This is a genomic window from Bacillus sp. FSL W7-1582 (assembly GCF_038593325.1).
GTDB lineage: Bacteria > Bacillota > Bacilli > Bacillales > Bacillaceae > Bacillus > Bacillus altitudinis.
Window position 1 is genome coordinate 3,147,988 of the sequence record NZ_CP151987.1, and the last position, 26,982, is coordinate 3,174,969.

The window sequence follows — 26,982 nt, forward strand, 5'->3', positions numbered from 1 at the left end:
TAAAAGAACACAAAAATACGAACTAAAGTTCGTGTCTGACTTGATTTTTATTTCCAATACAACCATACCCTCTCTGCCGTGGCTCATAACCCTCTAAAGAAACCTTCCTTTCAGTATGGAACATTTTGGAGTGAGATATTCGATCAGCAGAAAAACCACAAAAAAGAAAGCTGCACTCACTAGAATCGTAAGCACAGCTCCTGCAATCAAAAACATTTTCTTTTCATCAAGAGGGATCACATCAATGATGTTTTTCAGCCTTCTCTCTTTTTTCGACTTCTTTCTTGGCCATAAACAATGCCCCGGCCACTAAAGAAATAATATCTAATCCTACGATAAAGTAGGTTTCTGTATAGCCTTTCATATACGAAGCAAATAAAAGCGCTGCTGTTAATGCAATGCCAACGTAATGATTATAAGTAACCTTTGAAAATAAAATAACGAGCAAGAAAGGAAAAACAAGTGCAAATATGGCTTTTGTAATCACAAAAACCCTCCCTCTACATGGTCTACTCCCTTGATTATAGTAAAGATTGGCATAATGAACAATTCACAGTTTTCGATTTCAGCTTTTTTTCTTCTCGGGTGAAGACTTTTGATATAGATGAGGAGGAAAATTAGTGAAAACGTCCCCTTTCTAAAGATAGGTCTTTACGTCTTTGACAGTTACATCCAATAAATTCTATGATGAAAATGATAGTGCGCACTATCATTCAAAAAAACAAAAAGAGACAAATGAAACCATTGGCTATTTGGATAAGGGGGCATTCCCATGTATTCAGTATTATTTCATGCGGCTGAAGAATCCGCATCACTCGCAGGGGCAAAAGGCGTGAATTTAATTAAATTAAACAATCACGGACTGCCAGTTCCAGATGGATTTATTATTAAAACGAACAGCTTTGCAAGCTTTCTTTCATATCACAATTTCCATCCAACTGATCAAAACCTTGCCCGAAAAATCACAGAAGCTTCGTTTCCTTCACAAATGGAGACAGAATTACTTTCATCCTTTCAATCATTGTTGAAAACATATCCATCCGTTGCAGTGCGATCCTCTTCTGTTGCGGAAGATCTCGAAGGCGCCTCCTTTGCAGGTCAATACGAGACCTATTTAAATATCAAAACAAATGAAGAATTCTTGCAAGCCGTCAAAGAATGTTGGTCGTCTTACTTCGCAGCAAGAGTCGCAGAATATAAGGAAGAAATGATTGAGAACGAGGAAGAGATGCCGCTCATGGCTGTTGTTGTACAAGGATTGATCCATTCTGACATCTCTGGTGTCATCTTTAGTGAGAATCCTGTATCAGGAAAAACAAACGAAGTCATGATGACTGCAAGCTATGGACTAGGAGAAGCCATCGTCTCCGGCCTTGTGACACCAGATACATTTATTGTAAACAAAGAAACGTACTCTATTAAAAAATCACTAGGAACAAAAGAAGTGCAAATTGTCCCCTGTCAAGAGGGCGTCGTTGAACAACCCGTAGGTGAGGAGATGGCTGGCCAATTTTGTCTTCGAGATGATCAATTGATCCAAATCACGAAAATGACAAAACAAGTAGAAGAACTGTATGGACATGGAGTAGATATCGAATTCGGCATGTCAGATGGTACTTTTTATTTACTTCAAGCAAGACCGATTACTGCTTCTTTTTCCAATACAGCAAATGGCTCCTCAGGTGCAGCCTTTCAAATGAAACCTGAAGAGCTGCAAGACTTCTGGATCTCAATGGACGATCATATGCCTGGACCAACAAGTCCTCTTTTTTCAAGTTTGATCATACCTGCTTTAAAAAACGGGATGAAGAAAAACGGAGAGAAGTATCAAGTACCAGACCTTAATATTAAAGATATCAAGCTTTATAGAGGCCATTTGTATTCTTCACCGTCTATGCCAGAAGCGTCAGCTGAACCAGTTTTTGACGAGAGTCTATTCGAACTGTTTCCTCGTTTAAGCGAAAGAATGTATCACATTTTAGAGCAAGACTTGTTCCCATTATACGAAAAACTTGATCGGCAAATCACTCAACCGCTAACAATTGATGAAGCCATTAATGGTTTTCAAGAATTAAAAGAAATTTATCTAAGAGCATATGACGACCATTTTGATATTGTCATACCTCAAGTCATTCTATCAGCGATCATTGAAGACATGCTTGTCACATATACTGGGGATCAAACACAAGTCGTTCTGCTGCATGAAATGATGATAGGTGTGATGAACAAGTCTCTTGAAACAGATCAAAAACTATCTCACTTGGCAAAAGACGTTCTTCAAGATTCCGAGCTTCTTCAGGCATTTAAAGATCATTCAACGAATGCTGAACTATTATTTGCCCTCAATCACACAGATAAAGGAAAAAACTTCATTTCCGACGTAGAAGCTTTTCTCCAAGTCTATGGTTGGCGGTCTGTTAAAAGCCATGATTTCACAGAGGAAACATGGGTGGAAAATCCTGAATTTGTCTTGGACATCATTAGAAACAACATTCGGTATCAATCTGATTTTGATGAAGAATTTGCACAAGCCGTGATCAAAAGGCAAGAAACGTATGAACAGTTTATCAGTCAAGTGACAGATGAAGCGTTTAAAACAAAATTTGAGGAACTTTATCATTTTGCACTCCATGCAGCCAATATTCGAGATGATCATCACTTTTACATTGATGCCATGTTAGATGCAAAAGCGAGACTCTATCTCTTAAAAATTGGTGAACTTCTTGTTCAAAAAGGAGCGATCCCTCATCAAGAAGACCTTTGGTATCTTTACGATGATGAAGTACTCAATGCGCTCACAACTTCGACCACATACGATTCGATCATTCAGCAAAGAAAAATTGAAATGAAGGAAAATGAATCCATCCAACCACCAGCTTATACAGGAACGCCTTCTGAAGCTGAATTGCAGCAAGTAGAAAGAATGCTCGGTTCGCTAAGGGAAAATGAAAACAACACAGACGATGCAATCTATGGAATTGGTGCATCTAGCGGCATTACTTCTGGAAGAGTCAGAGTCATTACATCTGCTGATGAATTTTCACAATTTGAAAAAGATGACATTTTAGTTTGTAAAACAACGACACCTTTATGGACCAGCTTATTTAGAGACGCCAAAGCAGTCATCACCGATTCTGGCGGTATTTTGTCCCATTCCGCTATTATCGCTAGAGAATATATGATACCGGCTGTCTTAGGCACACGGATCGCAACTGAAAAACTAAAATCTGGCGACCTCGTGACAGTAGATGGAGCCAATGGGCGTATCCAGTTATTAAATCAGCATTCACGGGCATAGTCGTCACTGTTTGGATCATATTGGCGGTCACAGATTTTATCGGTATACTTACTTTGTTGCAAACACATTCATAACCTGAGGTGAGTATGCTTGTTAAAATCAACAAATCAACGGATCATTCGCGCAACAATGGAATTATTGTCTGAAAAGGGCTATCAAAAAACAACGACAAAAGAAATTGCTACAAAAGCGAATGTAAGTGAAGCGACAATTTTTCGTAACTTTAAAAACAAACGCGGCGTGATTGCTGCCATTATGAAAATGAAATCAACACCGACCAAAACCCTTGAAGCAGAATTTAAAGACGATTTATACACCGATTTAAAATTTCTCGGTAGCTATTTCCTTGAAGATTTGACTTCAAAAAAAGAATTTATCTATATCAGCATGAGAGAACCCGCTATGTTTAAAGATTTAACAGACCATGAAAAAATTTATCCTCAAGAATTGAGAGACATGCTGATTCATTATTTCAAAAAAATGGGCGCTCAGCATCGTGTATTAGAAGGAAAAGAAGACATCTATGCAGATATATTTATTAGCACGTATTTTGGCTTTTTCATTCAACAGCTAGAGCAAGACATTCAGCTTGTTTTAACAAAAAAAGAAGACTTTATTGAGACATGCACACACATTTTCATGAGAGGAATTTCCCCCACTTAATTGGGTGAAATTCTTCTTTTTTACAAAGGTGGTAAACACATTGAATCTTAAAAAAGAGAACTTGATCATTTATTCTTTGCTGCTTGGAGCTATTTTAGTTCCAGTCAATTCAACCATGATCGCAGTCGCTCTATCATCTATATCAACTTATTACGATCAATCCATATCAAACATTACTTGGGTGGTCACGATTTATCTAATTGTCATGGCAGTCACTCAACCTATTGCGGGTAAGCTGGGAGATATATACGGCCACCGCAGCATGTATTTAGCTGGTGTGATACTCTTTTTGATTGGCTCCATTGGATGTGCTTTCGCACCTAATCTTGCTTTTCTTATTAGCTTCCGATCAATTCAAGCGGCAGGCGGAGCTATATTAACGCCGAACAGCATTGCTTTAATTCGTGCAACAGTATCACATGAAAAGCTTTCTAAAACTATGGGTTTTTTCGGTTTTGGAGCGGGAATTGGTGCCGCACTTGGACCTTTTATCGGCTCTATTCTCATTCAGAGCTTTGACTGGCATTCCATTTTCCTAGTGAATATACCATTTTTGATTCTCACACTTGTGACAGGCGTTTTTATGATTCCGAAGATGAAACATACACGTTTACAAGCCAATGTAGATATCATCGGTTCGTTATACTTAACAATCGGGATCGCCACACTCATTTTGTTTACTAAAAGCCAAGTATTAAACGAATACATGATCTATGGCGTTCTAGCGGTCATTTCCATTCCTTTATTTTTCAAACACGTACGGAAAGTTACAAATCCCATCATTGATTTGACATTATTTAAAAACAGTACCTTTACGAACGCTAACCTTTCTATCATGCTTAGTAATTTTGTGATGTACGCGATTCTTCTCATTATGCCGCTGTTTATGGAGCAAAAACTTGCGCTTTCTCATACACAAAGCGGGATTTTCCTTTCGATCTTTTCACTCTGTATGTCGATTAGTGGATTACTCGGGGCAAAGCTCCATCCAATAAAAGGTGCCAAAAAAATGATTCGATTTTCATTTCTCTGTCTTACTTTATCAGGTGTTATGCTGATCACACTAAGCAGCTACCCAAATTTACCACTCCTTATCATCACATTAGTCGCTGGGGGGATCTCATCAGGTATTGGCATGACTAGCATGCAGATGGCTTCTTTAACATCTGTTGATCAGAGTTTATCCGGCTCTGCATCTGGGATTTTTTCTACCTTTAGATATTTCGGAAGTATCATTTCATCTACTTTAATTGGTATATTAAGTGGTTTTCAATCTTTATTTATCGTATTAATGGGCGCAGGTATTCTTGGTTTCCTCCTCTCTCATCGTCTAAAAACGAAATCCACTTCTCATTCATCTGAACACTCTGCTTAACGACTCCCTTCGCTCTATTTAGGGCGGGGGAGCTATGATTATTTGTTACTGTAACCGATTATGAATACAATGATCAAACTGTGAAAATGATCTTTTACTCATGAAAAAATGTCATATGAATAAACGAAAAAGAAATTTCAGCTTTCATTTACCTCTACTTCCCCACCTAAAAACTTCTTTTCATATCTTCCAGCATTCATAACTTCGATTTTTTTTCACAATTTTTGTGTTATGCTTTTTGAAAATAGAGCACCAAAGGAGCAGAAGGATGAAACGAGTGAAATATTTTTTAATATGCTTGTCAGCTCTACTATTTTTCCTAGCAGGCTGCGGAAAAGACCAGCAATTTACGCCCCCTGGCAGCTCTCAATCAATTGCTGTCATTTCTCAACTAAAAAAAGCCTCCTTTTCAATCGTTGATTTACAAAAAAATAAAATTGTCTCTTCCGTTGATTTAAAACATCCTCTCACTGATCTTGTTCACATCAACAAAGACGTGATCATTGCATCAAGTAAGGAAGGACAATCTCTTATAGAAATCAATTTAAAAAAAGGAACAGCAGCGGACTATATGGATATGAATAAAGGTCTGACTTCACTTGCGTATGATGCGGATACCAACACTTTACTTGTGACCGATTCAGAGAAAAATGTCGTTTATTTTATCGATACAGTGCACAAGAAAATAAAAGCAACTGTGAAGACCGGGACATTCCCCTCTTCTATGGCGTTGTCTTCTTCAGGAACGTTGTTTGTTTTAAATGCAAAAAGTCATTCTGTTTCAGTCATTGATATTGAAAAGAAAAAAAAGATACGAACGATTTCCGTCCTAGAACGGCCATCTGGCATTCATTTTGATGGGCATTCCATTTGGGTTGGAGGGCACGGTAAACCGGGCACATTAAATAAGAGCATTTTTGCTTACGACCCTAAAACAGGTAAAAAACAGCGAGAAATCAAACTAGGTGTTATGCCAGTCGCATTTTTTTCAGAAAAAAACTCTTCTACTTTATATGTATTATGTCATGGAGACCACACACTATATAAAGTAAATACCGAGAAAAACAAACTGCTTTCCTCTGTTGAGACCGGTCAAAATCCGAATTATATCACTGCTGATTCCTCATCTATATATGTCAGTAACTTAGATGACAATTCAGTATCCGTCATCGACAAACATACATTTATGTTGAAGAACCGACTGAACATCCCAGCAGGACCTTATGCTATCATGTTGGAGGAAAAGAAATGAAAGAACAGATGAATATTTTAATAGTAGATGATGAATTAGATATGCTTGAGTTAATCGGATCCTTTTTGCAGAGACAAGGCTTTCACGTGATAACTGCAAATAATGGCACGGGCGCCTTACATCAGCTTGAAAAAGAGGCCATTGACCTTGTTGTATTGGATATTATGATGCCAGATATGGATGGATTCGAAGTCTGCCAGCGCATCAGGCAAACCTCCCAAATCCCCATTTTATTTTTAACAGCTAGAAGTTATGAAGAAGATCGCATTAAGGGGCTGGAAATTGGCGCAGACGACTACATCATGAAGCCTTTTAGTCTACGTGAGCTTGCAGCTAGAATTGAAACGACATTAAGACGAATTAGAGGTCTTTCTTTAAAGCGCAGTCGAATCATGATTGGTGACTTGGAGATCGATCAAGACGGCAGACAAGTCTATCTCAAGCAAAAGCCCATCAATTTAACAAGAAGAGAATTTGATTTACTTATGTTTCTTCTGCTCAATCAAGGCCAAGTCTTTTCCCGTGAACAGCTCTATCAAAAATTGTGGGAATCACACTCACCTAGTGGCTCTTTAAGAACAGTCGATACACATATTAAAACACTAAGACTGAAATTAAAGGAAGCGGAACGGTATATTAAGACCGTTTGGGGTGTCGGCTATAAGTTTGAGGAGGACAAATGAAGCCATTATCTATTAAAAGGAAAGTGCTTTTCTTAACCCTTTCCGTTATAGGCATCGTTGCTGCCTCAGCTCTTGCCCTGACTTATTACTTATACCAGCACTTATATATAGATAAACAGATTGACTCTTTAAGTTTACAAGGAAAGAAGCTGGCAGAAATCTATCACAAACACGGGAAAGACACATATTTTACTGACAGAATGAAGTGGGCAAATGACTCAAGTCAGGCAAGTGTTATTTTTACTGATGATCCTATGGAGCTTTCAAGCGGTATTCCTTTTGATACGAATACAAACGATAACCTCATTACGTTTAAAGAACGCCAAAAACTTCTTCAGGGGGAAACAGTTGTGTTAATTAGAGAACACCCCCAGTTTCATCAAGATATTCTCGGGATTGCCATCCCTGTGTTCTCAAACAAAAATGATTTATCAGGAACCATTTTCCTCTCTATGCCTTTATCTGATGTATATGAACCGTTTGTTCAAATTCGATTAACGCTTGGCATCTCTATTTTAATTATCCTGCTTTTGATTTTCTTTATTGGATATAAAAGTTCTAATAAAGTCGTAAGGACGATCAATCAAATGAAAGAAATTGCAATGGAAATGGAATCTGGTGATTTTTCAAAACGCATGGCTGTGACCAAAAAAGGGGATGAGTTAAATCAGCTGAGCCGTTCCTTTAATAAACTGTCCTCTACGTTAGAAAAAGTTGAACAGCATCGCAGAGAGTTCCTTGCTAATGTCTCCCACGAACTGAGAACGCCTTTAAGTTATATGAAAGGCTATGCTGAAGGAATTGAAGAAGGCATTATTGATCAAAAGAAAGGCATGCAGATTATTCAAGACGAATCCACACGATTAAGCCGGCTCGTACATGACCTTCTTGATCTCGCACAGTTAGAGGGGGAATCTTACCCACTAACGATGGAGCCGATCGTCTTTGCGCAGCTTATTCATGATGTTCTTGATCAAATGACATTCATTGCTAGTCAAAAGAAAATCTCGTTCATCCGAGAACTCGAAGAGGATTGTATTATTTATGGTGATAGCGATCGACTTGAGCAAGTCGTTCGTAATTTATTGGACAATGCCATCCATTACACGCCTTCAGGAAAATCGATTTCGATTGAATTATTCGTTCACCAACAAACTGCTGAATTGAGAATTACAGATAAAGGCAGCGGAATTCCAAAAGGAGATCTCCCTCATGTCTCTGAGCGTTTTTATCGAGTGAATAAAGCCCGCACAAGAAAAGATGGCGGCTCTGGTCTTGGACTAGCCATTGTTTATCAAATTATAAAAAAACATCGTGGCACGTTCGTTCTTCAATCTGAACAAGGCTTAGGTACGTCCGCTATTATACAATTACCAAGTGCAGAGACCACTGAAACTCCGCCTGTCTCCTCATAAAATAAGATGACATCTTTTAAACAAAACAGCTCTTTTCTAGAGCTGTTTTTATTCAACAGAAAAATAAAGAATTGGCCTTTTTTTATTAACAATTTATTCATATTTGCTTGTTACACTTTTTTCAAGTTAAGAAAAAGGAGTGACAAGCTTTTGATTAGACGCTTTCAGAAATTTGATCTTTATTTATTTTTCATATTGATTTTATCTGCCATTTTAAACATTTATAACATTTGGAACGACGATACGGTGAACGCTTATTATACAGCGGCGGTCACAAGTATGATGCAAAGCTGGCATAATTTCTTCTTTGCTTCGTTCGATCCCTCAGGTTATGTCACGGTGGATAAACCACCGCTCGCCTTCTGGCTGCAAACGATCAGTGCCAAAATTTTTGGCTTGCATGGCTGGAGTGTGATCTTACCCCAAGCTTTAGCTGGCATTGGATCTGTTTATTTAATCTACCGCCTAGTCAAACCTACATTTGGCCTGGCTGCTGCAAGAGTGTCAGCGCTCATTATGGCGTGTACACCAATCGCAGTTGCTGTATCTCGTACAAATAACATTGACAGCTTACTCGTCTTTATTCTTTTACTCGCAACAGCCATGATGTTCAAGGCTGTGAAACAGCAGAAAGTGCTTTGGGCGATTGCTTCTTTTGCAATGATCGGTGTCGGTTTTAATACAAAAATGCTACAAGCGTATATGATTGTACCGGCTCTCGTCCTGTTTTACATCATTGCCTATCGAACGACATGGAAGAAAAAGTTGTTATCGCTGATGATTTCAATGATTGTTCTTTTAGGTGTATCTGCTTCATGGTCTATAGCGGTTGATCTCACTTCCAAAGACAATCGTCCTTATATGGGATCAAGTCAATCGAACTCAGCACTAGAATTAGCCTTTGGTTACAATGGTCTGCAGCGGTTAACTGGTCAACAGTCTGGCGGAGGAGGCGGCACAAATCAGGGTGAGGGACAGCCACCTTCACAGCAGGGTGATCAGCAAAATAACAATAATTCATCCACCATGCCTCAGCCGCCATCGAATGGAACTCAAAACAACTCAGACAATTCAAACCAATCATCCAGTCAGGAACAGCCTTCAATGCAAGGACCACCAATCAATGCAAACGGCACAACACCACCTGATATGCCATCAGGCGGTAATGGTGATGGACCGCCAAGTGGTGGGGGCGGAAAAATGGGAAGTGGTTCTGGCATGTTTGGAACAGGAACAAAAGGGCCATTACGTCTGTTCCAATCTGAACTGTCCGATCAAATCAGCTGGCTGCTTCCATTTGCGCTCTTCGGTGCGATTGGTATCTTCTTCTCGACAGCCTTTGAAAGAAGACGTCTCAATACAAAACAAAAAGAAACACTATTTTGGCTAGCTTGGCTTATACCTGTTGCTGCATTTTTCAGTGTCGCAGGATTCTTCCATCACTATTATTTAATCATGCTGGCACCTCCAATTGCTGTATTAGCAGGAGCAGGATGGGTTTCTATGACTAAATTGTTCCAAACAGGAACTGGCTTTAAAAAATGGTTGCTTCCAATTGCGATATTCGTCACAACCGCATTTGAAATCTTTATCCTATCCACTTTTACAAGCACGATTGGACTTGGACTAAGCATCGCAGTCGGTATCATTGGTGTTGGAACGATCCTTTCTCTGCTCTTGATAAAAGGGAAAGAAAAACTAAAACAATTCATGTCTCTCATTGCCATCCTTGGGATGCTGATCGCACCCCTATACTGGGCAAGCACACCTCTTCTTTACGGAGGAAACAGTATGCTGCCAGAGGCTGGTCCTCAGCTTGCAACTTCAAGTGGCAGCATGAGTTCACAAGTCAATGAAAAGCTGATCAGCTTTCTGGAGAAAAACAATACGGGAGAAGAATTCCTATTCGGGACAACAGATGCAACCACTGCTTCGCCTTACATTATTAAAACAGGAAAAGCTGTTATGGCATTAGGTGGATTTAGTGGATCTGATAACATTCTCACGCTTAATGAATTCAAACAGCTCGTTAAAGACGGCAAAATCAAATACTTCTATCTTTCTGGTATGAGAGGCGGTAGCTCTGACATTCTCACTTGGATTCAAAAAAATGGCAAAGAAGTATCTACTTCTAAATGGCAGAACAGCTCTACATCCAAAACGAACCAGCAAACAGACAGCTCTGACAGCCAACAATCAAAACAAAATGATCAGTCAAATGGACGAATGGGCGGAATGGAGAGCGGTACTCTTTATGAACTATCCGTTGATTAATTCATCTATTAAAAGGGAGGAACGATGACTGATGGAAAAGAACATACAATACTCTGTTGTAGTCCCAGTGTATAATGAAGAACTTGTGATCCATGAATCGTATCAGCGCCTCAAGACCGTCATGGATTCGACGGGAGAAGCATATGAGCTTCTCTTCGTCAATGACGGCAGTATGGATCGAACAGCTGAACTGATTAAAGGGTACTGCCAGACTGATCCGCATGTGAGACTTATTGATTTTTCTCGTAACTTTGGGCATCAAATTGCCATTACAGCGGGAATGGATTATGCAAAGGGAGAAGCTGTCGTAGTGATTGATGCGGATTTACAAGATCCACCTGAATTGATTTTAGACATGATTGAAAAATGGAAGGAAGGCTATGAGGTCGTATACGCGGTCCGCACGCAACGAAAAGGCGAAACAGCTTTCAAAAAGTACACGGCTTCCCTTTTCTACCGAGTGCTACGTCAAATCACTGAAGTAGATATTCCTATTGACACCGGCGACTTTAGATTGATGGATCGTAAAGTGTGTCATGAAATGAAAAAAATACGCGAGAAAAACCCATTTGTCCGGGGATTAGTGAGCTGGGTTGGCTTCAAACAGATTTCGGTAGAATATGTTCGGGATGAGCGGTTGGCAGGAGAAACAAAGTACCCTCTCAAAAAAATGCTCAAGCTCTCGATGGATGGGATCACATCTTTTTCTTACAAACCTTTAAAGCTAGCCAGCGTAGCAGGTATTGCCCTTTCAGCTATTGGCTTCATTTCGATGTTTCTAGTTTTATATTTAAAGCTTTTTACTAACAGCACCATCACCGGCTGGAGTTCATTAATTGTCATTCAGCTATTCTTTAGTGGGATCATCCTCTTTATGTTAGGCATGATCGGGGAGTATATCGGCCGAATCTACGATGAAGCCAAGGACCGGCCGCTTTATATCGTCAGGGAGAGCTATGGCCTTCAGGCAAAGCCACATCCCGTTCAATCCCCTGTCCACTTCAAGCAATATAAACAGCATTAAAAAAAGCGTGCGAGACCCTTCAGAAGGTCCTGCACGCTTTTTAATAAATTAGACGGCTGTTTCAAACCGTTTTCTGTTAATAAAGAAAGAAAGTGTAATGATTAAATAAATGCCCATGGTGACCAGCGTTTGAACAATTGGTGTATTGAATACAACGCCGACAAAAATGGCCATGATCGCAATAACGGAAAACCACGTTGTGAAAGGATACAGTTTCACGCGATATCCGCCTGGCTGTGCGACGCTTCGAGATTTCAAATGACCGACGGCAATGATAAACCAGATGAATAGAACTGTGTAACTTAAAGAACCCATTAAGTAATTAAACGTTTGACTTCCTACAAAAAGAGAAATCAATACAGCTGCATACAAGGTAGATGTACATACAAGGATGGCTCGAACAGGTACCTGCTGTTTTGACAGCTTGGAGAATCCTTTCCATACACGGCCATCCATTGCCTGTGTATAAAGCACCCGTGATGAAGCATACAATCCAGAGTTCATAGAAGACAAAATCGCTAGTAAGATAATACCATTCATGATGTCACTAGCATACGGTACTCCGATTGTTGCAAACACTGTCACAAATGGACTTACTTGCTCATTGTTTACTTGATTCCAAGGGATTAAGCTGACAATGATAAAGAACGGCAGTACATAAAAACCGATGATGCGTACAAACGTACTTTGAATGGCCTTTGGGATGACTTTTTCAGGGTTTTTTGTTTCTGCTAACGTGACCCCAATCATCTCCGTCCCACCATATGAATACACGACAACCAGCATTGCTGCAATTAATCCGCCAGTACCATTTGGGAAAAATCCACCGTGATCCGTTAAGTTAGACAGTCCAGGTGCTGCATGCTGTCCGAATGAGACAAATAGCATGGTAAATCCAATGATAATAAATAAGATGATGACAGCAATTTTAATAGAAGCTAACCAATACTCCGTTTCAGCAAACATTTTGACTGAGCAAACATTAATGATTGTGACCACAAGTGAAATGATTAACACAAGCATCCAGATTGGTACTTGTGGGAACCAGTACTGAATAAAGATGGCCGACACAATCGCTTCTGCTGCAATGTTCAGCACCCACATCTTCCAATAGATCCAGTCTAAGAAATAGGCCGGATACTTTCCTAACACAGGTTCAATCAAGTCACGGAATGTTCTTGCTCCAGGTCGTGCAACGGTCATTTCGGCAAGTCCTTGCATAATAAATAATAAAATAAGACCACCAATCATGTATGCCAAAATGACAGCAGGACCCGCAATATCAATGGCAGAACTACTTCCTTTAAACAGACCAGCACCGATGGCACCGCCAAGCGCAAGCATCATAATATGCCTTGATGTCATTGTTCGTTTTAACTGCACATGTTCCTTTTCCATTTTCTATAGCTCCTTTAAATTTGAATCTTCAGACAAATATGAGATAAAAGCATATAAAAAGGCCAGCCATCTCCCGGAAGAGACGACTGACCTTGCAACCGCGTTACCACTCTTATTGATTCAGCCATGGCTGAATCCAACTTAAAACCCGATAACGGAGGTCACACGTAAAGACTTACTATTCATTCAGTCTTACCGCTCTTTGAGCGAGTTCAATGATTCGTTTTACTGCGTTGCACCGACCCGCAGCTCTCTTAGAAAACGGATGTTCATTTACTATTCTCAAGTCAAAGCGTTTATAGTCAAATTTGTATATTCGTCAAAGATTTTATTTTTTAAATATACTGACTAACCACGCAATTGTCAACAGCCTTTTTCAGACAAACAGCGATTAACGAATCCAAACAGCTACTTCATCCATCGGGCGACGTGTTTTGCCGCGTTTTGGCTCAGTGACACGATAACCAAAGGCTGCCATGACAGAGATGTCGTATTGACCATCCTCCAGTAACCCTTCTTCTTCTAAGATACGATGGATGTGATCGTAGCTAAATCCTTCAACTGGGCATGAATCAATGCCGATCTGTGCCGCAGCTGTCATCATGTTACCTAAGGCAATATACGTTTGTTTTGAAGCCCAATCAAATAATGTACGGTCATTTTCTAGTAGATGAAGATCGTTCTCTTGGAATTCTCTGTAGCGCCCCTTGACCATTTCAAACGTTTCGTCTGTCATTCCTTTGATTTGCTTGTTGATGTATTCTGCATATGCTGAATCATAGCGGGCATCTGTTCTTGCCAAGATGATCACAAAATGGCTGGCAGTTGGAAGCTGCTTTTGCGCCCCCCATGTATACTCTTTTAATTTTTCTCTGAATGCTTCATTTTGAACAACGAGGAACTTCCAAGGCTCAAACCCTACAGAGCTTGGAGAAAGTCTTCCTGTTTCTAAAATAAATGCAAAATCATCCTCTGGAATCTTTTTCGCTGGGTCAAACTCTTTTGTCGCATGACGGAATTCATACGCCTCAATGATTTCTTTTTTTAATAGCTCTTTGTCTCGCATGTTATTCATCCTTTCTAATGAACAGGTGTGTTCCCACAATCCAATTTCTTTCCATTCCCTAATAGAAATTGTTATGATAGGAAAACAAACAACCCGAATGTGTGATGTCTATCTCTATGGTAAAAGAAAAGCTTCCATTGATTCAAGTACGCACATTTTTGTTCGTTAGGTACAAACATGTTCGTTTATGACCATTTTCGTTTAAGAAAGGAATGTTGAGATGAGTGCACCATCCAATCCAGTCAGTATTGTGAATCATGGCTGTCCCGTGTCTATCACTACAAATGTCATCGGAGGAAAATGGAAAGGCGTCATCCTTTATCATTTGACTTGCGGTCCAAAGCGTTACAACGAAATACGCCGGCTTCTGCCAAGAATTTCGCAGCGTGTCCTGACGTTGCAATTACGAGAACTTGAACAAGACGGGATTGTTCACCGTGAAGTCTATGAGGAAGTTCCTCCTCGTGTCGAGTATTCACTGACTTCTCTTGGAAATACGTTAAAGCCCATTATCTTTGCCATGCGTGAATGGGGCGAATCCTATGGAAGAGAAACGCGCCCAAAAGAAAAAAGCTGCCATCTCTAGCAGCTTTTTTAAGATGAAATCGCCGTTGGCTCTTGCTGAGGATCGTCCTTCACAAACAGGATACCAAGCTGGTGATGCTCCCCTTCGTAAGAGGCGCGTTTCTCAAACCTTGTCTGACCATTGAGACCAATGATCTCAAGCTTTGTCAGAGCACGGTTGGTTTGTAGTGCTTCATAAAATTCTGAAACGGTTTTGATCTCAATTCCATTGACCTTTGTAATCATTTCTCCGATCTCAAGCTTTAAATCAGCCGCAGGGGTATTCGGAATGATACCAAGCACCATAAGCCCTTGATTCCGCTTAGAGAAAAAGAATGGTGCAGCGTTGTCATTCGCCCTCTGCTTCCATGATAAAAAGGCTCTTCCTGCAATCGCTAGAACAACAGCTCCCCACGCAATCGGCTCAAACCAAATACTTGCCGCACCTACTACAGCAACAACTAGACCGAGCATCATTATTCGGCGTGACGTAATTTGAATACTCACAATTGGCAGCGATCCTTGAATACGCTGGCCAAAGCCGATGATGTACGGGATCACAATAAATGAAAAGCTTTGATCGTGCACTTGAAGCACAGGCCACCATGGCAGAGAAGAAGTCCATTCACCTGCCGGCATCAGCAAAACAAGTGGTAGAAGCCACAGACGGTTCGCTCGCTGCTGGCCGATCAAAAGTCCTCTCGCACTCATCACCATTGCAGGCGATGTACGTAAATGCGCCGTTCGATAGGCTAAGATGCCTTCGGTCATTAACAGTAGCCCTAACAGGATCACAACGGCTGATGCATTCATCATTGAAAGCTGCGGCAGCCAAGAATGGCTCACTTGAACAGACATCAGTCCAAATGCCGCAATAAAACTGAAACCGAGTGTGTATGCAGACGAAAGCGCACTCGCCTTAAAGAATAAAGAGAAAACGATGGTCATCGCTGCAATCAGCACGATGAATCCAGGCGGAAGGGAAATCCCTAAGCCTACAGATATGATCGATAGACAAATTCCTGGAACCCATCCCTTTGAATATGTAAATTTCAGTTCATCGTAAACATCTTCTATTCTTGTTTGAAACGCTTTTCTCTCCCGCTTTACGCGGATGTAGCCATATAATAGGCTGATTAATATCATAAAATAAAAAAGAGGATGGATTAAAAACAGACCGACCGCTTTTAATCCGGCTCCCATCCACTCCGAGCTCATTATCGTTTCACCGCCCAAGTCAAGCATTTTCTCTTATTCTATCAAATAAATCGATGCTTGACATCAGGTTTATTTCTCCTGATTCATCCAAAGTGTGACATTCGACAGTGAAAAATCTTTTAAATAGTGATTCACATCTACATCTAGTATGCCGCCGAGAAGCTGCATGGACCTCTTGATGTCGGTTAAGTTTATACCAAGTCTCTTATGATTATCCATTAAATAATTGAAGTATATCTCAGCACAGTCTTCATCGATCTCGTCGACTGATTCTACCGTTGTGTAATTGACCAAGTACCTGCTTAACAGCATGAGTAGACTTAATGCCTTTGTAGCCGAAAACGTCACATCTTTCGTACGACTCTTAAGCTCCTCTACCAACTCGTAATATTTTTTCTCTCTCACAATACTTGCCCTTTTCAATTGTGTACCCCCATTTACTAGTTCTTTTAAGAAAAGCGCAAACCTCGGTACAGCTCAATGCTTAAGCTGAATATCCGCAAAAAATAAAATATTTAAAATGAGTGCTACTTTTTATTGTAAGAATTATTTATGTAACATACAACTTTCAAAAGTTTCATTTTCATGACATGTTTAAATCAACAGAAAGTCTCTTATATAAATATGTTATCGGGTAAATTCGAAGGAATGTTATGTTTTTTGTAAAATAAATGAATATATTTCTCGATATAATATATTTTTAAGAATAAATTATTACATGTTCGTAACACTTATGAACCAAAAAAAAGAGGCATTTATTCGCCTCTTTATTTTTTGAGATATAGTGCTTTTAGTGCAGTTTGCAGCTGAAGATCATTCTTTTCATAAGATTTCACTTCATCTACCATCTTGTTCATCATTTTCGCTGTCTTTAAATCAATCACACCTGATTTTTCGAGATTGTATGTGCTTTGAAATGCGAGTACAGCCTTTTTCGTTTCTTCGTCAAAATATCCATCTACTCTGCCAGGGTCAAATGATAACCCTTTTAACAATGTCTGTGCTTGTCTGACTTCTTCATTGTTCATATCAAGCTGAAGCGGTTCTTTCAGCTGGAGCGGGCCAACGGTGAAGTAATCTGGTTGATGAATCGCAATGGTCGGCACAACGCCTTTTTTGTGAATCCAATTCCCTTTCGGTGTCAGCCACTTATACAGCGTTAATTTAATGTTACTTCCATCTCCCATTGGTACCGCCTGCTGCACAGTCCCTTTACCAAAGGAAACGTCACCTACCACTTCATACTTCCCTGCTTCTTTCATGGCACCAGCCAGAATTTCAGAAGCAGATGCACTTCCTTTATCAATTAAGACATTGATTGGGTATGGTTTTTGTTCTTTTCGTTTTGAAAAATATCGTTTTCGATCGCCATTCCGTTCTGCAATTTGAATATATGGCTGATCCTTTGTGATAAAATGTTTTAAAATGTCTTCCACACTTTGTAGATAGCCGCCAGGATTTCCTCTCACGTCCAGCACAAGGCCTTCCATGCCCTTTTTCTCGAGCTTATTCAAGCTTGCCGTGAAATCCTTCGCCGTATCTTCAGAGAAGCTAGAGATCGCAATATAGCCTGTTTTATGACCATTGACCTCTTTCATTGAAGCCGTTACGGTTTCAAGCGGGATTTCTTCTCGTTTGATATGGAATGTTAGCTCTTTTTCAATTCCATTTCGTCTGATTTTCAAGGCGACAGACGTTCCTTTTTTTCCTCTTATTTTCAGTACAGCATCGTTTAGGCTTTTTTCTTTCATCGACTCACCGTCAATGCTGATGATTTCATCTTTCGGTTTCAGACCCGCCTTTGCCGCAGGGGATTTTTTAAAGGCAGAGACAATGATAATCTTTCCTTCATCCATTCCAACTTCTGCCCCAATTCCTTCAAATGAGGAATCAAGTGAATCCGAAAATTGCTTTGCGGTTTGCTTGTCCATGTATACTGAATACGGATCATTTAAGGTTGAAAGCATTCCTTGAATGGCACCTTCAAGCAGCTTTTGACGATCCACTTCCTCTACATATTCATTCGAAATGAGGTCATAGGCTTTCTCAATTTTCTCCATTCCGTTTTCCTTCGCTCGATCACTTGATTGAGCTTGTCCAGCCACTGCAGCAGCCGCTTTCGGTGACTCCGCCTGAGTCGCCTCTTTATGCGTCACAACCCCTGCACTGATGATGAGAATGACACTTGCCATGATGGATGCGATTTGTTTTTTCATATTTGGCCTCCTTCTTCAACTCTTCCTGATGACCTGAGTTATTATATGCCAGAAGAAGGGATTTCATGTAAAGACATTCTCCTAAGGAGGCTTGACTAATCATTTCATTAGGTGTAATTTTTATTTTGTTACGATCGAGAAGGAGTCTTCGCTATGTATATTATATTGACAATGCTTTTATTAGGAATTTTACTAGGGTTTGTAGGAGCTGGCGGGGCTGGCTTTGTCATCGCATTGCTGACGTTAATCTTTGATGTACCAATCCATACTGCACTTGGAACATCTTTAGCTGCTATGGCATTTACGACTTTATCTGGTGCATACAGCCACTACCGAGAAGGAAATATCCAGCTCAAATCAGGTTTGATTGTCGGTGCACTAGCTTGTATTGCTTCATTTGCCGGAGCAAAAGTGGCTCCTTTTATTCCAGAGGATAGCCTGCACTATTTAACAGCTGGTATGCTCTTTTTATCTGCTGTTTTTATGATGATCAAATTGTTTGTCCTAAAAGAAGATGCTGAACAGCAGCCGCTTTCTTCACGCCAATTGCTGATCAGGGGCATTATATTAGGCCTTGTATCAGGGATGCTTTCAGGGATGTTCGGTATCGGATCAGCACCATTTATTCAAGTGGGGCTTTTGATTTTGCTGAAGCTGTCTATTAGACAAGCTGTTGGCACAACGATGCTAGTGATTATTCCAATCTCTATTGGCGGTGGAATTGGTTATATTTCAGAAGGCTATGTTGACTTTATCCTGCTCGTTCAGATCTTAATCGGTACCGTATTAGGGGCTTTTATTGGGGCAAAATTTACACGCCTTGCGCCAAAACTGTTATTAAAATCCGCTGTGCTTTTAACACCTATTATTGCCGGATTACTGCTGTTATTTTAATTTCATCTACATGAAAAAAGCCGATAACATGCTGTTATCGGCTTTTTGTCAGCGGATATATTGCGCTGGATTGACTGCATTTGATTTCGCGCCATTCCATAATCCTTTATGAATTTCAAAATGAAGATGCTGGCCATAAGACTGACCTGTGTTGCCCATATATCCAAGGAATTGACCTTGCTCGACTCTTTGACCTGTTGACACACTTCTTGTTGAAAGATGAGCGTATACCGTTTGATACGTTTGGCCATTGATGTTATGTGTAATGAACACCACGTTCCCATAACTCGACGAGTAGCTTGAGTTCGTGACTGTTCCAGATGCGGCTGCAACGACAGATACAGTGCCTTTTGCAGCGATATCTAATCCGTAATGCTGTCCGCCAGAACGTCCGCCAAAGCCTGATGAGAAACGGCCTGCAGCTGGTTTAATGAAACCTGAGCTACTTGTTGGTGTATCTGACACTTGATCAGATCCTCCACTTGGTGCAGGTGCATTTTTTTCAGCAGCTGCTTGTTCTGCTTTCTTCGCTTCTTCTTTTTGACGGCGTGCCTCTTCAGACTTTACCGCCGCTTTTTGATTCGCTAAAATTTCTTGTTCATTTTCAAGCTTTCCTAGTTCATCATGTGCATGTTCTTTTTCTTCCGTTACATGACCAAGGACTTTTCCTTTTTCTTTTTGCTGTTTAGATAGGTCCTTTTTCAACGTTTCAAGCTCTTTCAAAGATGTTTCAAGTCCACTTAGCTGTTTATTTAGCTCTGCTTCTTTTTGCTCTACTAGCTCCAAATCATTTTCGTGTTCTGTAATCATGTCTTTATCTGCTTCGACGATGGTTGTAACAGCTCCCACACGACTGACAAAATCACTAAAGCTACGAGCACCTAGCAGCACATCTAAATAGTTGATTGTACCGCCACTTTTTTGCATAGAACGAATTCGATCTTTGAAAATCGCTTTTCTCTTTTCAATTCGCTCGTTGATGACTTCAATCTCTTTTTTTAGTTTTTTGATCTCTTGTTTCGTCTGTTTGACCTCTTTTTCTTTTTCAGCGACTTTTTCAGTTGCGGCACTTACTTTTTGGTCAATTTTTTCAATTTCTTGCTTGAGCTTTGATTCTTTCTTTTCAAGCTTTGCCAGTTCTGATTTCTTTTTCTTCAAGGTTGATTCAGTCTTCGATGTTTTCTCTTCAATTTGTTGACGTTTTTGATCTAGGTCTTCGTATGCGAATGCACGATTTTCGTTCCCTGGAATGTATAGCCACGTTGTTCCAATAAACGCTGCCATTCCAGCCATCATCAGCTTTCTTTTCAAAACGATATTCCCCTCCCATGACAACTGCCTGCATGAAGAGTCGACCGGATGAATTGGATCAACCGGTCACATCTTCTATAGAATCTTCGAGTGCTGCCATCAATATAAATAGATTTATACTTTCAAGAATTTACGGATGGACGTTAAACTTCCCCACACACCGATAATGGCACCGATCAATAGAAGGATCAGTGATACTTGATAGACAAACGGATTGTATGGAAGCATTGAAATAAATGAACCTTGTACCCTTGGTGCCACCCAGCCGACAGCATATTGATACGTGCCAAGCAATACAGCGATTGGTATAATCGAGCCAAATACACCAAGTAGTAATCCTTCGATGAAGAACGGCCAGCGGATAAACCAGTTCGTTGCACCTACTAGTTTCATAATCTCAATTTCTTTACGTCTAGCAAAAATCGTAATTTTGATCGTATTGGAAATCAAGAACATCGCTGTAAATAAAAGCCCAATAATAAGTGCGATGCCGACATTACGCGCCACTCCGACAACATTAAAGAGTCGGCTGACCTCTTCTTTTCCATAAGTGACTTTATACGTCCCTTTTAGGTTTTCTAATTTCTTCGCTACTTTTGGTGTATCGTGGGGATCTGTTGTTTTCACAATAAACGCATCATTCAATGGATTTTCTTGATCAACCAATCCCATAGATTGTCCATTTTCACCAAAGCTTTTAATCAGTGCTTTTAGTTCATCATCCTTGGATGAATATTTCACATCACTGATTTCAGGAATCTTCTCAATTTCTGCTTTTAATTCATCCTGCTGCTTTTGATTCGCAGTTAAATCGATGAGAACTTTTACTTCTACTTCTTTCTCAGCGTTCGATGCCATGTTATTCAAGTTGAGCATAATGACAAGAAAAACCCCAACTAAAATCAATGTGACAGTGACCGCACTAATTGATGCAAATGTCATCCACGTGTTTCTTCCAAGTGAACGGAAGCTCTCACGTAAATGCCGCGAGAGAGTTTTAATCATAAATTCCGTACTCCCCTCTTGCTTCGTCACGCACAATCATTCCATCTTCGATTGCGATGACGCGTTTCTTCATGCTGTTTACAATCTCTTTGTTGTGTGTCGCCATGACGACTGTTGTTCCGCGGTTATTAATCTCTTCGAGTGTCTTCATGATTTCCCATGAAGTATCTGGATCAAGGTTTCCTGTCGGTTCGTCTGCAATGACAACCTCAGGATGATTGACGATCGAACGAGCGATCGATACACGCTGCTGTTCACCGCCGGAAAGCTGATCTGGAAATTGACGAGCTTTGTGCTTTAATTGCACCAAATCAAGTACTTCAAGCACTTTTTTCTTAATAATACTTGGCTGTTCACCAATGACTTCAAGAGCAAATGCCACGTTCTCAAAGACCGTAAGACTTGGAAGCAGTTTGAAATCTTGGAATACTACGCCAATTTCTCTTCTCACATAAGGAATTTCTTTTTCCTTCATCGAGCCTAAATCTTTGTTATTAATTAAGATTTTCCCTTTTGTTGGTTTCTCTTCACGATACATCATTTTAATGAACGTGGATTTACCAGCGCCACTGGGACCAACAACATACACAAACTCTCCTGGATGGATAGAGACATTGATTCCATTGATCGCCTTTACACCATTAGGATAGATCTTATAGACTTCCTTCATTTCAATCATGTAATCACCTAATCTTTTCTTATTCGCTGTCAAACAGCTTATCATGATGTTCTGACACTTCTCGTCAAAAAACGTTATGTATGGTCACGCACATACCCTTCGATACGCACAAGCAATTTATGTCCTTTTCATCCAAAAAGATGAAAAAATTGAATCGTCTAAATTTCAACAACTCCAATTATACGTCATGAATCGACGCAATGGTATTACATTTATATTTCAAAACTTATAAATAAAAGGTAAATAGAGCAACCAAAACCGAAAAACATGTCTTTTTACCCTTATTTTTTAAATAAAATTTAATATAATACGTTTTCATACTATCCAAAAGTCTTTTTCTACAAATAGAAAATAAAAAAACCTTGTCGATTAGACAAAGGTTTTATTTTTTCTCTGCAAGCCATTTGGCGACTTCTTTTGCTTGTTTTTCATCTACCATTCCGCTTGGCATAGATCCTTTACCGTTCTGGGCAATATCTGCAATTTGGCTTTCATTATATTTCTTCCCGACTTCTTTCAGGCTTGGTCCGCCTCCGCCAGATAAGTCTTTTCCATGACAGCCAATACAGTTTTGCTGATAAATCTCTTCACCACTACTCACATTTGAAGCACTTTTACTGCCTTCTTTGTCACTGCTGCTTGAATTTCCTCCACAGGCCGCAAGTACAAAAAGCATAGCGACAAAAAGAAGCGTTAATCCGCTCTTTTTCATGTATTTCCCTCCCTTACAATCATTTGGTCAACGTTATTATATCCTTGTTTATGCCCTTTTAAAACCCTCACCAAGCACCTCTTTTGCATCCATGACGATGACAAACGCTGATGCATCGATCGCTTTTACCACTTGTTTCAACTTTGTGAATTGTGACTGCCCTACCACACACATTAAAATAGGCCGGTCATGGTCGGTGTACCCACCTACTGCTGAAATCTTCGTTACACCACGATCAATTTGATCAAACACCGCCTGTCTGACCTCATCCTCATGACCCGTAATAATCATGGCCATCTTCGAGTGACTAAAGCCTGCCTGAACCACATCAATCGTCTTACTAGAAATGAACACTCCGATCACAGCGTACAGTCCTTCTTCAATCCCAAAAACAGTCATGGCCGCCAAAACAATCAAACCGTCCATCATCGCTAAACAAGTACCTAACGTCAGCCCTGTATATTTATTGATGATTTTGGCCGCAAGTGCCGTTCCTCCCGTTGAACCATTGCCAAGGAAAACGAGCCCAATTCCGATCCCAATCACTACACCGCCAAATATTGCGGCGAGCAGTGCTTCATGGGTGACAGGAGCAATGTGTCTTGTTAAGAACACCATTAAAGGTAAAAAGACAGAACCAACGAGCGTTTTTATCCCAAATGTTCCACCTAATAAATAAAAGCCTGCGATAAAGAGCGGAATATTGAGACCCCATTGTACATATGCAGCTTCAAAACCGAATGACTGCATAATGGTACTGATTCCACTCACACCGCCAGCAGCAATCTGATTTGGTAATAATAACGTATTAAAGCCAACCGCCACGATGGCTGATCCTATTAAAATAAGTACATAATTTTTCACTTCAATCCAAAGTTGAGAATGTTCCTGCTTCATGTCTTTCTTCCTCCGTTACTTCTGAATGCACACCTATTTTAAGCCCTCTCATTCAGATTGTAAATAACAGCCAAATGCAGTGCTAATGGATTAATACTTTATCACACAGCCGGATCAGCGTACTTGCCGTTTGGCAGAAGAGTAAATGATGGTATATTTAATATGTACATGAGAAAGAAGGGACATACGATGAAGAAAATACTGAAGATCACCGGTATTACATTACTTGCACTCATCATCTTAGCTTTTGGTGCTTTCTATACATGGAGCCGCTTTACATATGGACCATCGGAAGCGTTAAAAAAGCAGATGAAGATTGAGCAAGTCGATCATAAAAATGGGGTATATTCATTTGAAGCATCAAAAAGCGATACTGGCATCATTCTATATCCTGGGGCAAAAGTTGAACCTCTTGCTTATGCCTATCTAGGGAATGCGCTGATGAAGAAAGGCTATTCGGTCTTTATCCCAGACATGCCATTTTCCTTCGCGATTTTTAATACGAAGAAGGCAGAGGATATCCTCAAAAGTCATCCAGCCATCAAGCATTGGTACATTGGCGGACATTCGCTAGGCGGGACAGCTGCCGCTATGTATGCAGAGAAAAATCAAAGCAAGCTGGACGGCCTCTTTTTCCTTGCCTCCTATCCTGCATCAGATGATTTGAAACAGGCTTCCTTGCAAGTATTATCTATTTCAGGCGAAAAAGATGGGCTGGCGACACAAGAAAAAATCAAAAAATCGAAAAAGCAGCTACCTTCTCAAACGGTGTACCATGAGATAAAAGGCGGTAATCATGCTCAATTTGGCATGTATGGCAAACAAAAAGGGGATCAGCCTGCAGACATTCCAGTCCTCACGCAACAAAAAGACATCGTTCAGACGATGCTGGAATGGTTAAAACCAGCAAAAAAGCTCCCGTAATGGGAGCTGCAGGATTGTTGACAAAGGGCTAAAATGAACTTGATTTTAGCCCTTTGTCTTCTTTTCAGCGTGATAGAAAATCTTTGCAGCCCTAGGAAGGACGAGCATCGGTGCGGAGCGAATCTGACATTCGTGAGCACCGAAGCGCAGGACTGACACCGAATGCGAGGGTTTGTCTACACGCTGAAGCTCCCGTAATGGGAGCTTTTCATTTTTTATGCCTTCGTCGCTTCTAAAAACTCTTCAGCATCTGCCACAGCCAGTGAAATGGCCTCTTCCCAAAATGCTTTTTGAGTCAGGTCGACACCTAGGTGCTTATATGCCAAATCTTCTACAGTCATTGACGCTGTATCTTTTAATAGCGCAATATATTTCTCTTCAAATGATGCCCCAGCCTGCAATGCTTTCGCGTAAATACCTAGAGAGAACATGTACCCGAAGGTGTAAGGGAAGTTATAAAACGGGACCCCTGTAATATGGAAATGCAGTTTAGACGCCCAGAAATGCGGATGGTATTCATCTAAAGAGTCACCAAAGGCTTCCTTCTGTGCTTCTACCATCAACTCATTCAAGCGGTCAGCTGGCACTTCTCCTTGTTTGCGCTCTTCATAAAAGCGTTGTTCAAATAAGAAGCGTGATTGAATATTCATAAAGAATGCCACACTGCGCTGCAGCTTATCCTCTAGCAAACTGAGACGCTCTTCTTCATTGGCCGCCTCTTTTAATGAAGCATCTGCCACAATCATTTCTGCGAATGTAGACGCAGTTTCAGCTACATTCATCGCATATTTACGATTCAACATCCGAACATCCTGCATGACTTCCTGATGGAACGAATGACCAAGCTCATGTGCTAGTGTCGCTACATTGGATGGAGTCCCTGAGAAGGTCATAAAAATACGTGATTCTCCGCTATCAGGGAAATTCGTACAGAAACCGCCCACTCGTTTGTTTGGGCGATTCTCAGCTTCTACCCAGCGTTCATTAAAAGCTTTTTCAGTAAAAGCAGCAAGCTCTTTTCCAAACCCTGCGAAATGCTTGATAATAAAAGCGGCTGCGTCTTGATAAGAATAGGTTTTTGTCTCACTTCCAATAGGCGCTCCCACATCAAACCAGCTTAGTTTATCAACCCCAAGCATGTCAGCTTTACGTTGTAAATAATCAATGAATGGCTGCTTACGTTCATCAATGACAGACCACATTGTATCGAGCGTCTCTTGTTTCATCCGGCAAATATCAAGGGGCTCTTTTAATATATGATCCCATCCTCTTGCTTCATATACTTGTAGACGAAAACCAGCGAGATGATTGAGTGTACTTGCAAACAAATGTTCATCCTGTGTCCATGCATGTTCTAAATTATGATAGACGGCTTTTCTCACTTCACGGTCTGAATCATCCATCGCATTTTCTGCTTGGCCTACAGAAATCATTTGTGTTTCACCATTTTGCTCAAATGGAATGGTAATTTTGTTCACCAAGCTAGAATAAAGTTCATCCCACGCATGATACCCATCTACTGCTAGTTTTTGAATGAGTGTTTCCTGTTCAACAGGCAGTTGATCTTTTACATGTTCTCTTCGTTCATTTAATATGTAACAAACATCTGAAAAAGCGGCTGAATCCATTAGTTCTTCCCACTGGCTAGTAGGAATCTCAGCAAGTGATTGATCAAACCCGGCTAGAATGGTTCCTAATTCAGCTTCCAGCTTGGCAATGGACCCCCGGAGGCTGCCCGCCTTCATATCCTTTGTATTTTGAGATTGTAGACAAGATACAAATGAACCTGCTTGTGCTAATTTTTTATATGTGATTTCATACGTTTCAAGGACAGCTGTTAACTTTTTTTCAATTTGTGTATCTTCTTTTGAAAAGGCATCTACCTTTTGTCGTAACTCATCTAATAGCTGCTGTATATGCTCTAAGTATGTGATAAATTCTGATGAAGAACTGCCTCCTTTAAAAAAGGCATCTAAATCCCACGTCTCTTGTAATGGTTTTAATCCCAAATTATTTCCCCCTTTAATTGCTAATTTCATCATACAAAGGATATAGAGTCAGTATGGCATATGTATTCCTTTATATTCATTATATTTTCTCACAATTAAAAAAAC

Annotated in this window: 23 protein-coding genes and 1 other annotated feature; of the genes, 11 read left to right on the forward strand and 12 right to left on the reverse strand. The window is 40.3% G+C overall.

All coding sequences use genetic code 11. From position 1 onward, the window contains the following. Positions 1–241: 241 nt before the first annotated feature. Positions 242–487 carry a CsbA family protein gene (locus NSQ11_RS16310; protein WP_008348197.1) on the reverse strand — a complete coding sequence of 82 codons (246 nt, stop codon included), beginning with the start codon at positions 485–487 and terminating at the stop codon, positions 242–244. Between the two features lie 285 nt (positions 488–772). Here NSQ11_RS16310 and NSQ11_RS16315 point away from each other — a divergent pair, with 285 nt between their 5' ends. The 8 genes from NSQ11_RS16315 to NSQ11_RS16350 all read left to right on the forward strand — a co-directional run bounded on the left by NSQ11_RS16315 (position 773) and on the right by NSQ11_RS16350 (position 11,984). Then, complete coding sequence (locus NSQ11_RS16315; RefSeq protein ID WP_342501163.1) at positions 773–3,298, forward strand: PEP/pyruvate-binding domain-containing protein; 2,526 nt, start codon at positions 773–775, stop codon at positions 3,296–3,298. 90 nt (positions 3,299–3,388) lie between these two features. Beyond that, positions 3,389–3,961, forward strand: coding sequence for a TetR/AcrR family transcriptional regulator (locus tag NSQ11_RS16320; RefSeq protein ID WP_025208046.1), 573 nt, complete (start codon positions 3,389–3,391; stop codon positions 3,959–3,961). A gap of 40 nt (positions 3,962–4,001) precedes the next feature. Then, on the forward strand, positions 4,002–5,336 hold the full coding sequence (locus tag NSQ11_RS16325; protein ID WP_268390702.1) for an MFS transporter: 1,335 nt from the start codon (positions 4,002–4,004) through the stop codon (positions 5,334–5,336). A 268-nt stretch (positions 5,337–5,604) separates the two neighbouring features. Continuing rightward, complete coding sequence (locus NSQ11_RS16330) at positions 5,605–6,588, forward strand: YncE family protein (protein WP_057079000.1); 984 nt, start codon at positions 5,605–5,607, stop codon at positions 6,586–6,588. Beyond that, positions 6,585–7,271 carry a response regulator transcription factor gene (locus NSQ11_RS16335; protein WP_024719907.1) on the forward strand — a complete coding sequence of 229 codons (687 nt, stop codon included), beginning with the start codon at positions 6,585–6,587 and terminating at the stop codon, positions 7,269–7,271. Before NSQ11_RS16330 ends, NSQ11_RS16335 begins: the two co-directional genes overlap by 4 nt. Beyond that, on the forward strand, positions 7,268–8,686 hold the full coding sequence (locus NSQ11_RS16340; RefSeq protein WP_272754771.1) for an ATP-binding protein: 1,419 nt from the start codon (positions 7,268–7,270) through the stop codon (positions 8,684–8,686). Before NSQ11_RS16335 ends, NSQ11_RS16340 begins: the two co-directional genes overlap by 4 nt. A gap of 150 nt (positions 8,687–8,836) precedes the next feature. Continuing rightward, the gene (locus tag NSQ11_RS16345) at positions 8,837–10,960 is read left to right on the forward strand and encodes a glycosyltransferase family 39 protein (RefSeq protein WP_272754770.1); all 2,124 of its coding nucleotides are present in this window, start codon (positions 8,837–8,839) and stop codon (positions 10,958–10,960) included. Positions 10,961–10,991: 31 nt separating this feature from the next. Beyond that, on the forward strand, positions 10,992–11,984 hold the full coding sequence (locus NSQ11_RS16350) for a glycosyltransferase family 2 protein (protein ID WP_272754769.1): 993 nt from the start codon (positions 10,992–10,994) through the stop codon (positions 11,982–11,984). Between the two features lie 48 nt (positions 11,985–12,032). Here NSQ11_RS16350 and NSQ11_RS16355 read toward each other — a convergent pair whose 3' ends face one another. Beyond that, positions 12,033–13,382 (reverse strand): amino acid permease, encoded by a 1,350-nt coding sequence (locus NSQ11_RS16355; RefSeq protein WP_008348215.1) that lies wholly within the window; start codon positions 13,380–13,382, stop codon positions 12,033–12,035. A 75-nt stretch (positions 13,383–13,457) separates the two neighbouring features. Then, positions 13,458–13,682 (reverse strand) — a binding site (T-box leader). 91 nt (positions 13,683–13,773) lie between these two features. Further along, entirely contained in the window at positions 13,774–14,448 is a 675-nt protein-coding gene (locus NSQ11_RS16360; protein ID WP_045033987.1) for an NAD(P)H-dependent oxidoreductase, read from the reverse strand. 220 nt (positions 14,449–14,668) lie between these two features. Between NSQ11_RS16360 and NSQ11_RS16365 the strand changes: the two genes are divergently transcribed. Beyond that, entirely contained in the window at positions 14,669–15,034 is a 366-nt protein-coding gene (locus NSQ11_RS16365; protein ID WP_017357877.1) for a winged helix-turn-helix transcriptional regulator, read from the forward strand. A gap of 8 nt (positions 15,035–15,042) precedes the next feature. On the opposite strand, the gene NSQ11_RS16370 is transcribed toward NSQ11_RS16365, so the two are convergent. From NSQ11_RS16370 to NSQ11_RS16380, 3 genes are all read right to left on the reverse strand, one after another. Next, complete coding sequence (locus tag NSQ11_RS16370) at positions 15,043–16,215, reverse strand: PDZ domain-containing protein (RefSeq protein ID WP_080964925.1); 1,173 nt, start codon at positions 16,213–16,215, stop codon at positions 15,043–15,045. An 84-nt stretch (positions 16,216–16,299) separates the two neighbouring features. Further along, positions 16,300–16,653: a swarming motility protein SwrAA gene (locus tag NSQ11_RS16375; RefSeq protein WP_007500014.1), complete on the reverse strand. Its 354-nt coding sequence runs from the start codon at positions 16,651–16,653 to the stop codon at positions 16,300–16,302. 344 nt (positions 16,654–16,997) lie between these two features. Next, on the reverse strand, positions 16,998–18,446 hold the full coding sequence (locus NSQ11_RS16380) for a S41 family peptidase (protein ID WP_072367409.1): 1,449 nt from the start codon (positions 18,444–18,446) through the stop codon (positions 16,998–17,000). 153 nt (positions 18,447–18,599) lie between these two features. Here NSQ11_RS16380 and NSQ11_RS16385 point away from each other — a divergent pair, with 153 nt between their 5' ends. Continuing rightward, the gene (locus tag NSQ11_RS16385) at positions 18,600–19,340 is read left to right on the forward strand and encodes a sulfite exporter TauE/SafE family protein (protein WP_008348223.1); all 741 of its coding nucleotides are present in this window, start codon (positions 18,600–18,602) and stop codon (positions 19,338–19,340) included. Positions 19,341–19,388: 48 nt separating this feature from the next. Here NSQ11_RS16385 and NSQ11_RS16390 read toward each other — a convergent pair whose 3' ends face one another. The 5 genes from NSQ11_RS16390 to NSQ11_RS16410 form a co-directional block, all read right to left on the reverse strand. Then, positions 19,389–20,651, reverse strand: coding sequence for a M23 family metallopeptidase (locus NSQ11_RS16390; RefSeq protein ID WP_046344577.1), 1,263 nt, complete (start codon positions 20,649–20,651; stop codon positions 19,389–19,391). A gap of 114 nt (positions 20,652–20,765) precedes the next feature. Further along, positions 20,766–21,656: a permease-like cell division protein FtsX gene (gene ftsX, locus NSQ11_RS16395; protein WP_024719915.1), complete on the reverse strand. Its 891-nt coding sequence runs from the start codon at positions 21,654–21,656 to the stop codon at positions 20,766–20,768. Beyond that, positions 21,649–22,335, reverse strand: coding sequence for a cell division ATP-binding protein FtsE (gene ftsE, locus NSQ11_RS16400; RefSeq protein WP_008348229.1), 687 nt, complete (start codon positions 22,333–22,335; stop codon positions 21,649–21,651). The genes ftsX and ftsE overlap by 8 nt, the downstream gene beginning before the upstream one ends. Before the next feature lie 382 nt (positions 22,336–22,717). After that, positions 22,718–23,047, reverse strand: a complete 330-nt coding sequence (gene cccB / locus NSQ11_RS16405) for a cytochrome c551 (RefSeq protein WP_007500002.1) — start codon at positions 23,045–23,047, stop codon at positions 22,718–22,720. 48 nt (positions 23,048–23,095) lie between these two features. Further along, complete coding sequence (locus NSQ11_RS16410; RefSeq protein WP_060781471.1) at positions 23,096–23,944, reverse strand: YitT family protein; 849 nt, start codon at positions 23,942–23,944, stop codon at positions 23,096–23,098. 189 nt (positions 23,945–24,133) lie between these two features. Here NSQ11_RS16410 and NSQ11_RS16415 point away from each other — a divergent pair, with 189 nt between their 5' ends. Next, the gene (locus tag NSQ11_RS16415) at positions 24,134–24,868 is read left to right on the forward strand and encodes an alpha/beta family hydrolase (RefSeq protein ID WP_039169771.1); all 735 of its coding nucleotides are present in this window, start codon (positions 24,134–24,136) and stop codon (positions 24,866–24,868) included. Positions 24,869–25,083: 215 nt separating this feature from the next. Here the strand turns inward: NSQ11_RS16415 and NSQ11_RS16420 are convergent, their stop codons facing one another. Further along, entirely contained in the window at positions 25,084–26,877 is a 1,794-nt protein-coding gene (locus tag NSQ11_RS16420) for a M3 family oligoendopeptidase (RefSeq protein ID WP_144625655.1), read from the reverse strand. Positions 26,878–26,982 lie beyond the last annotated feature (105 nt).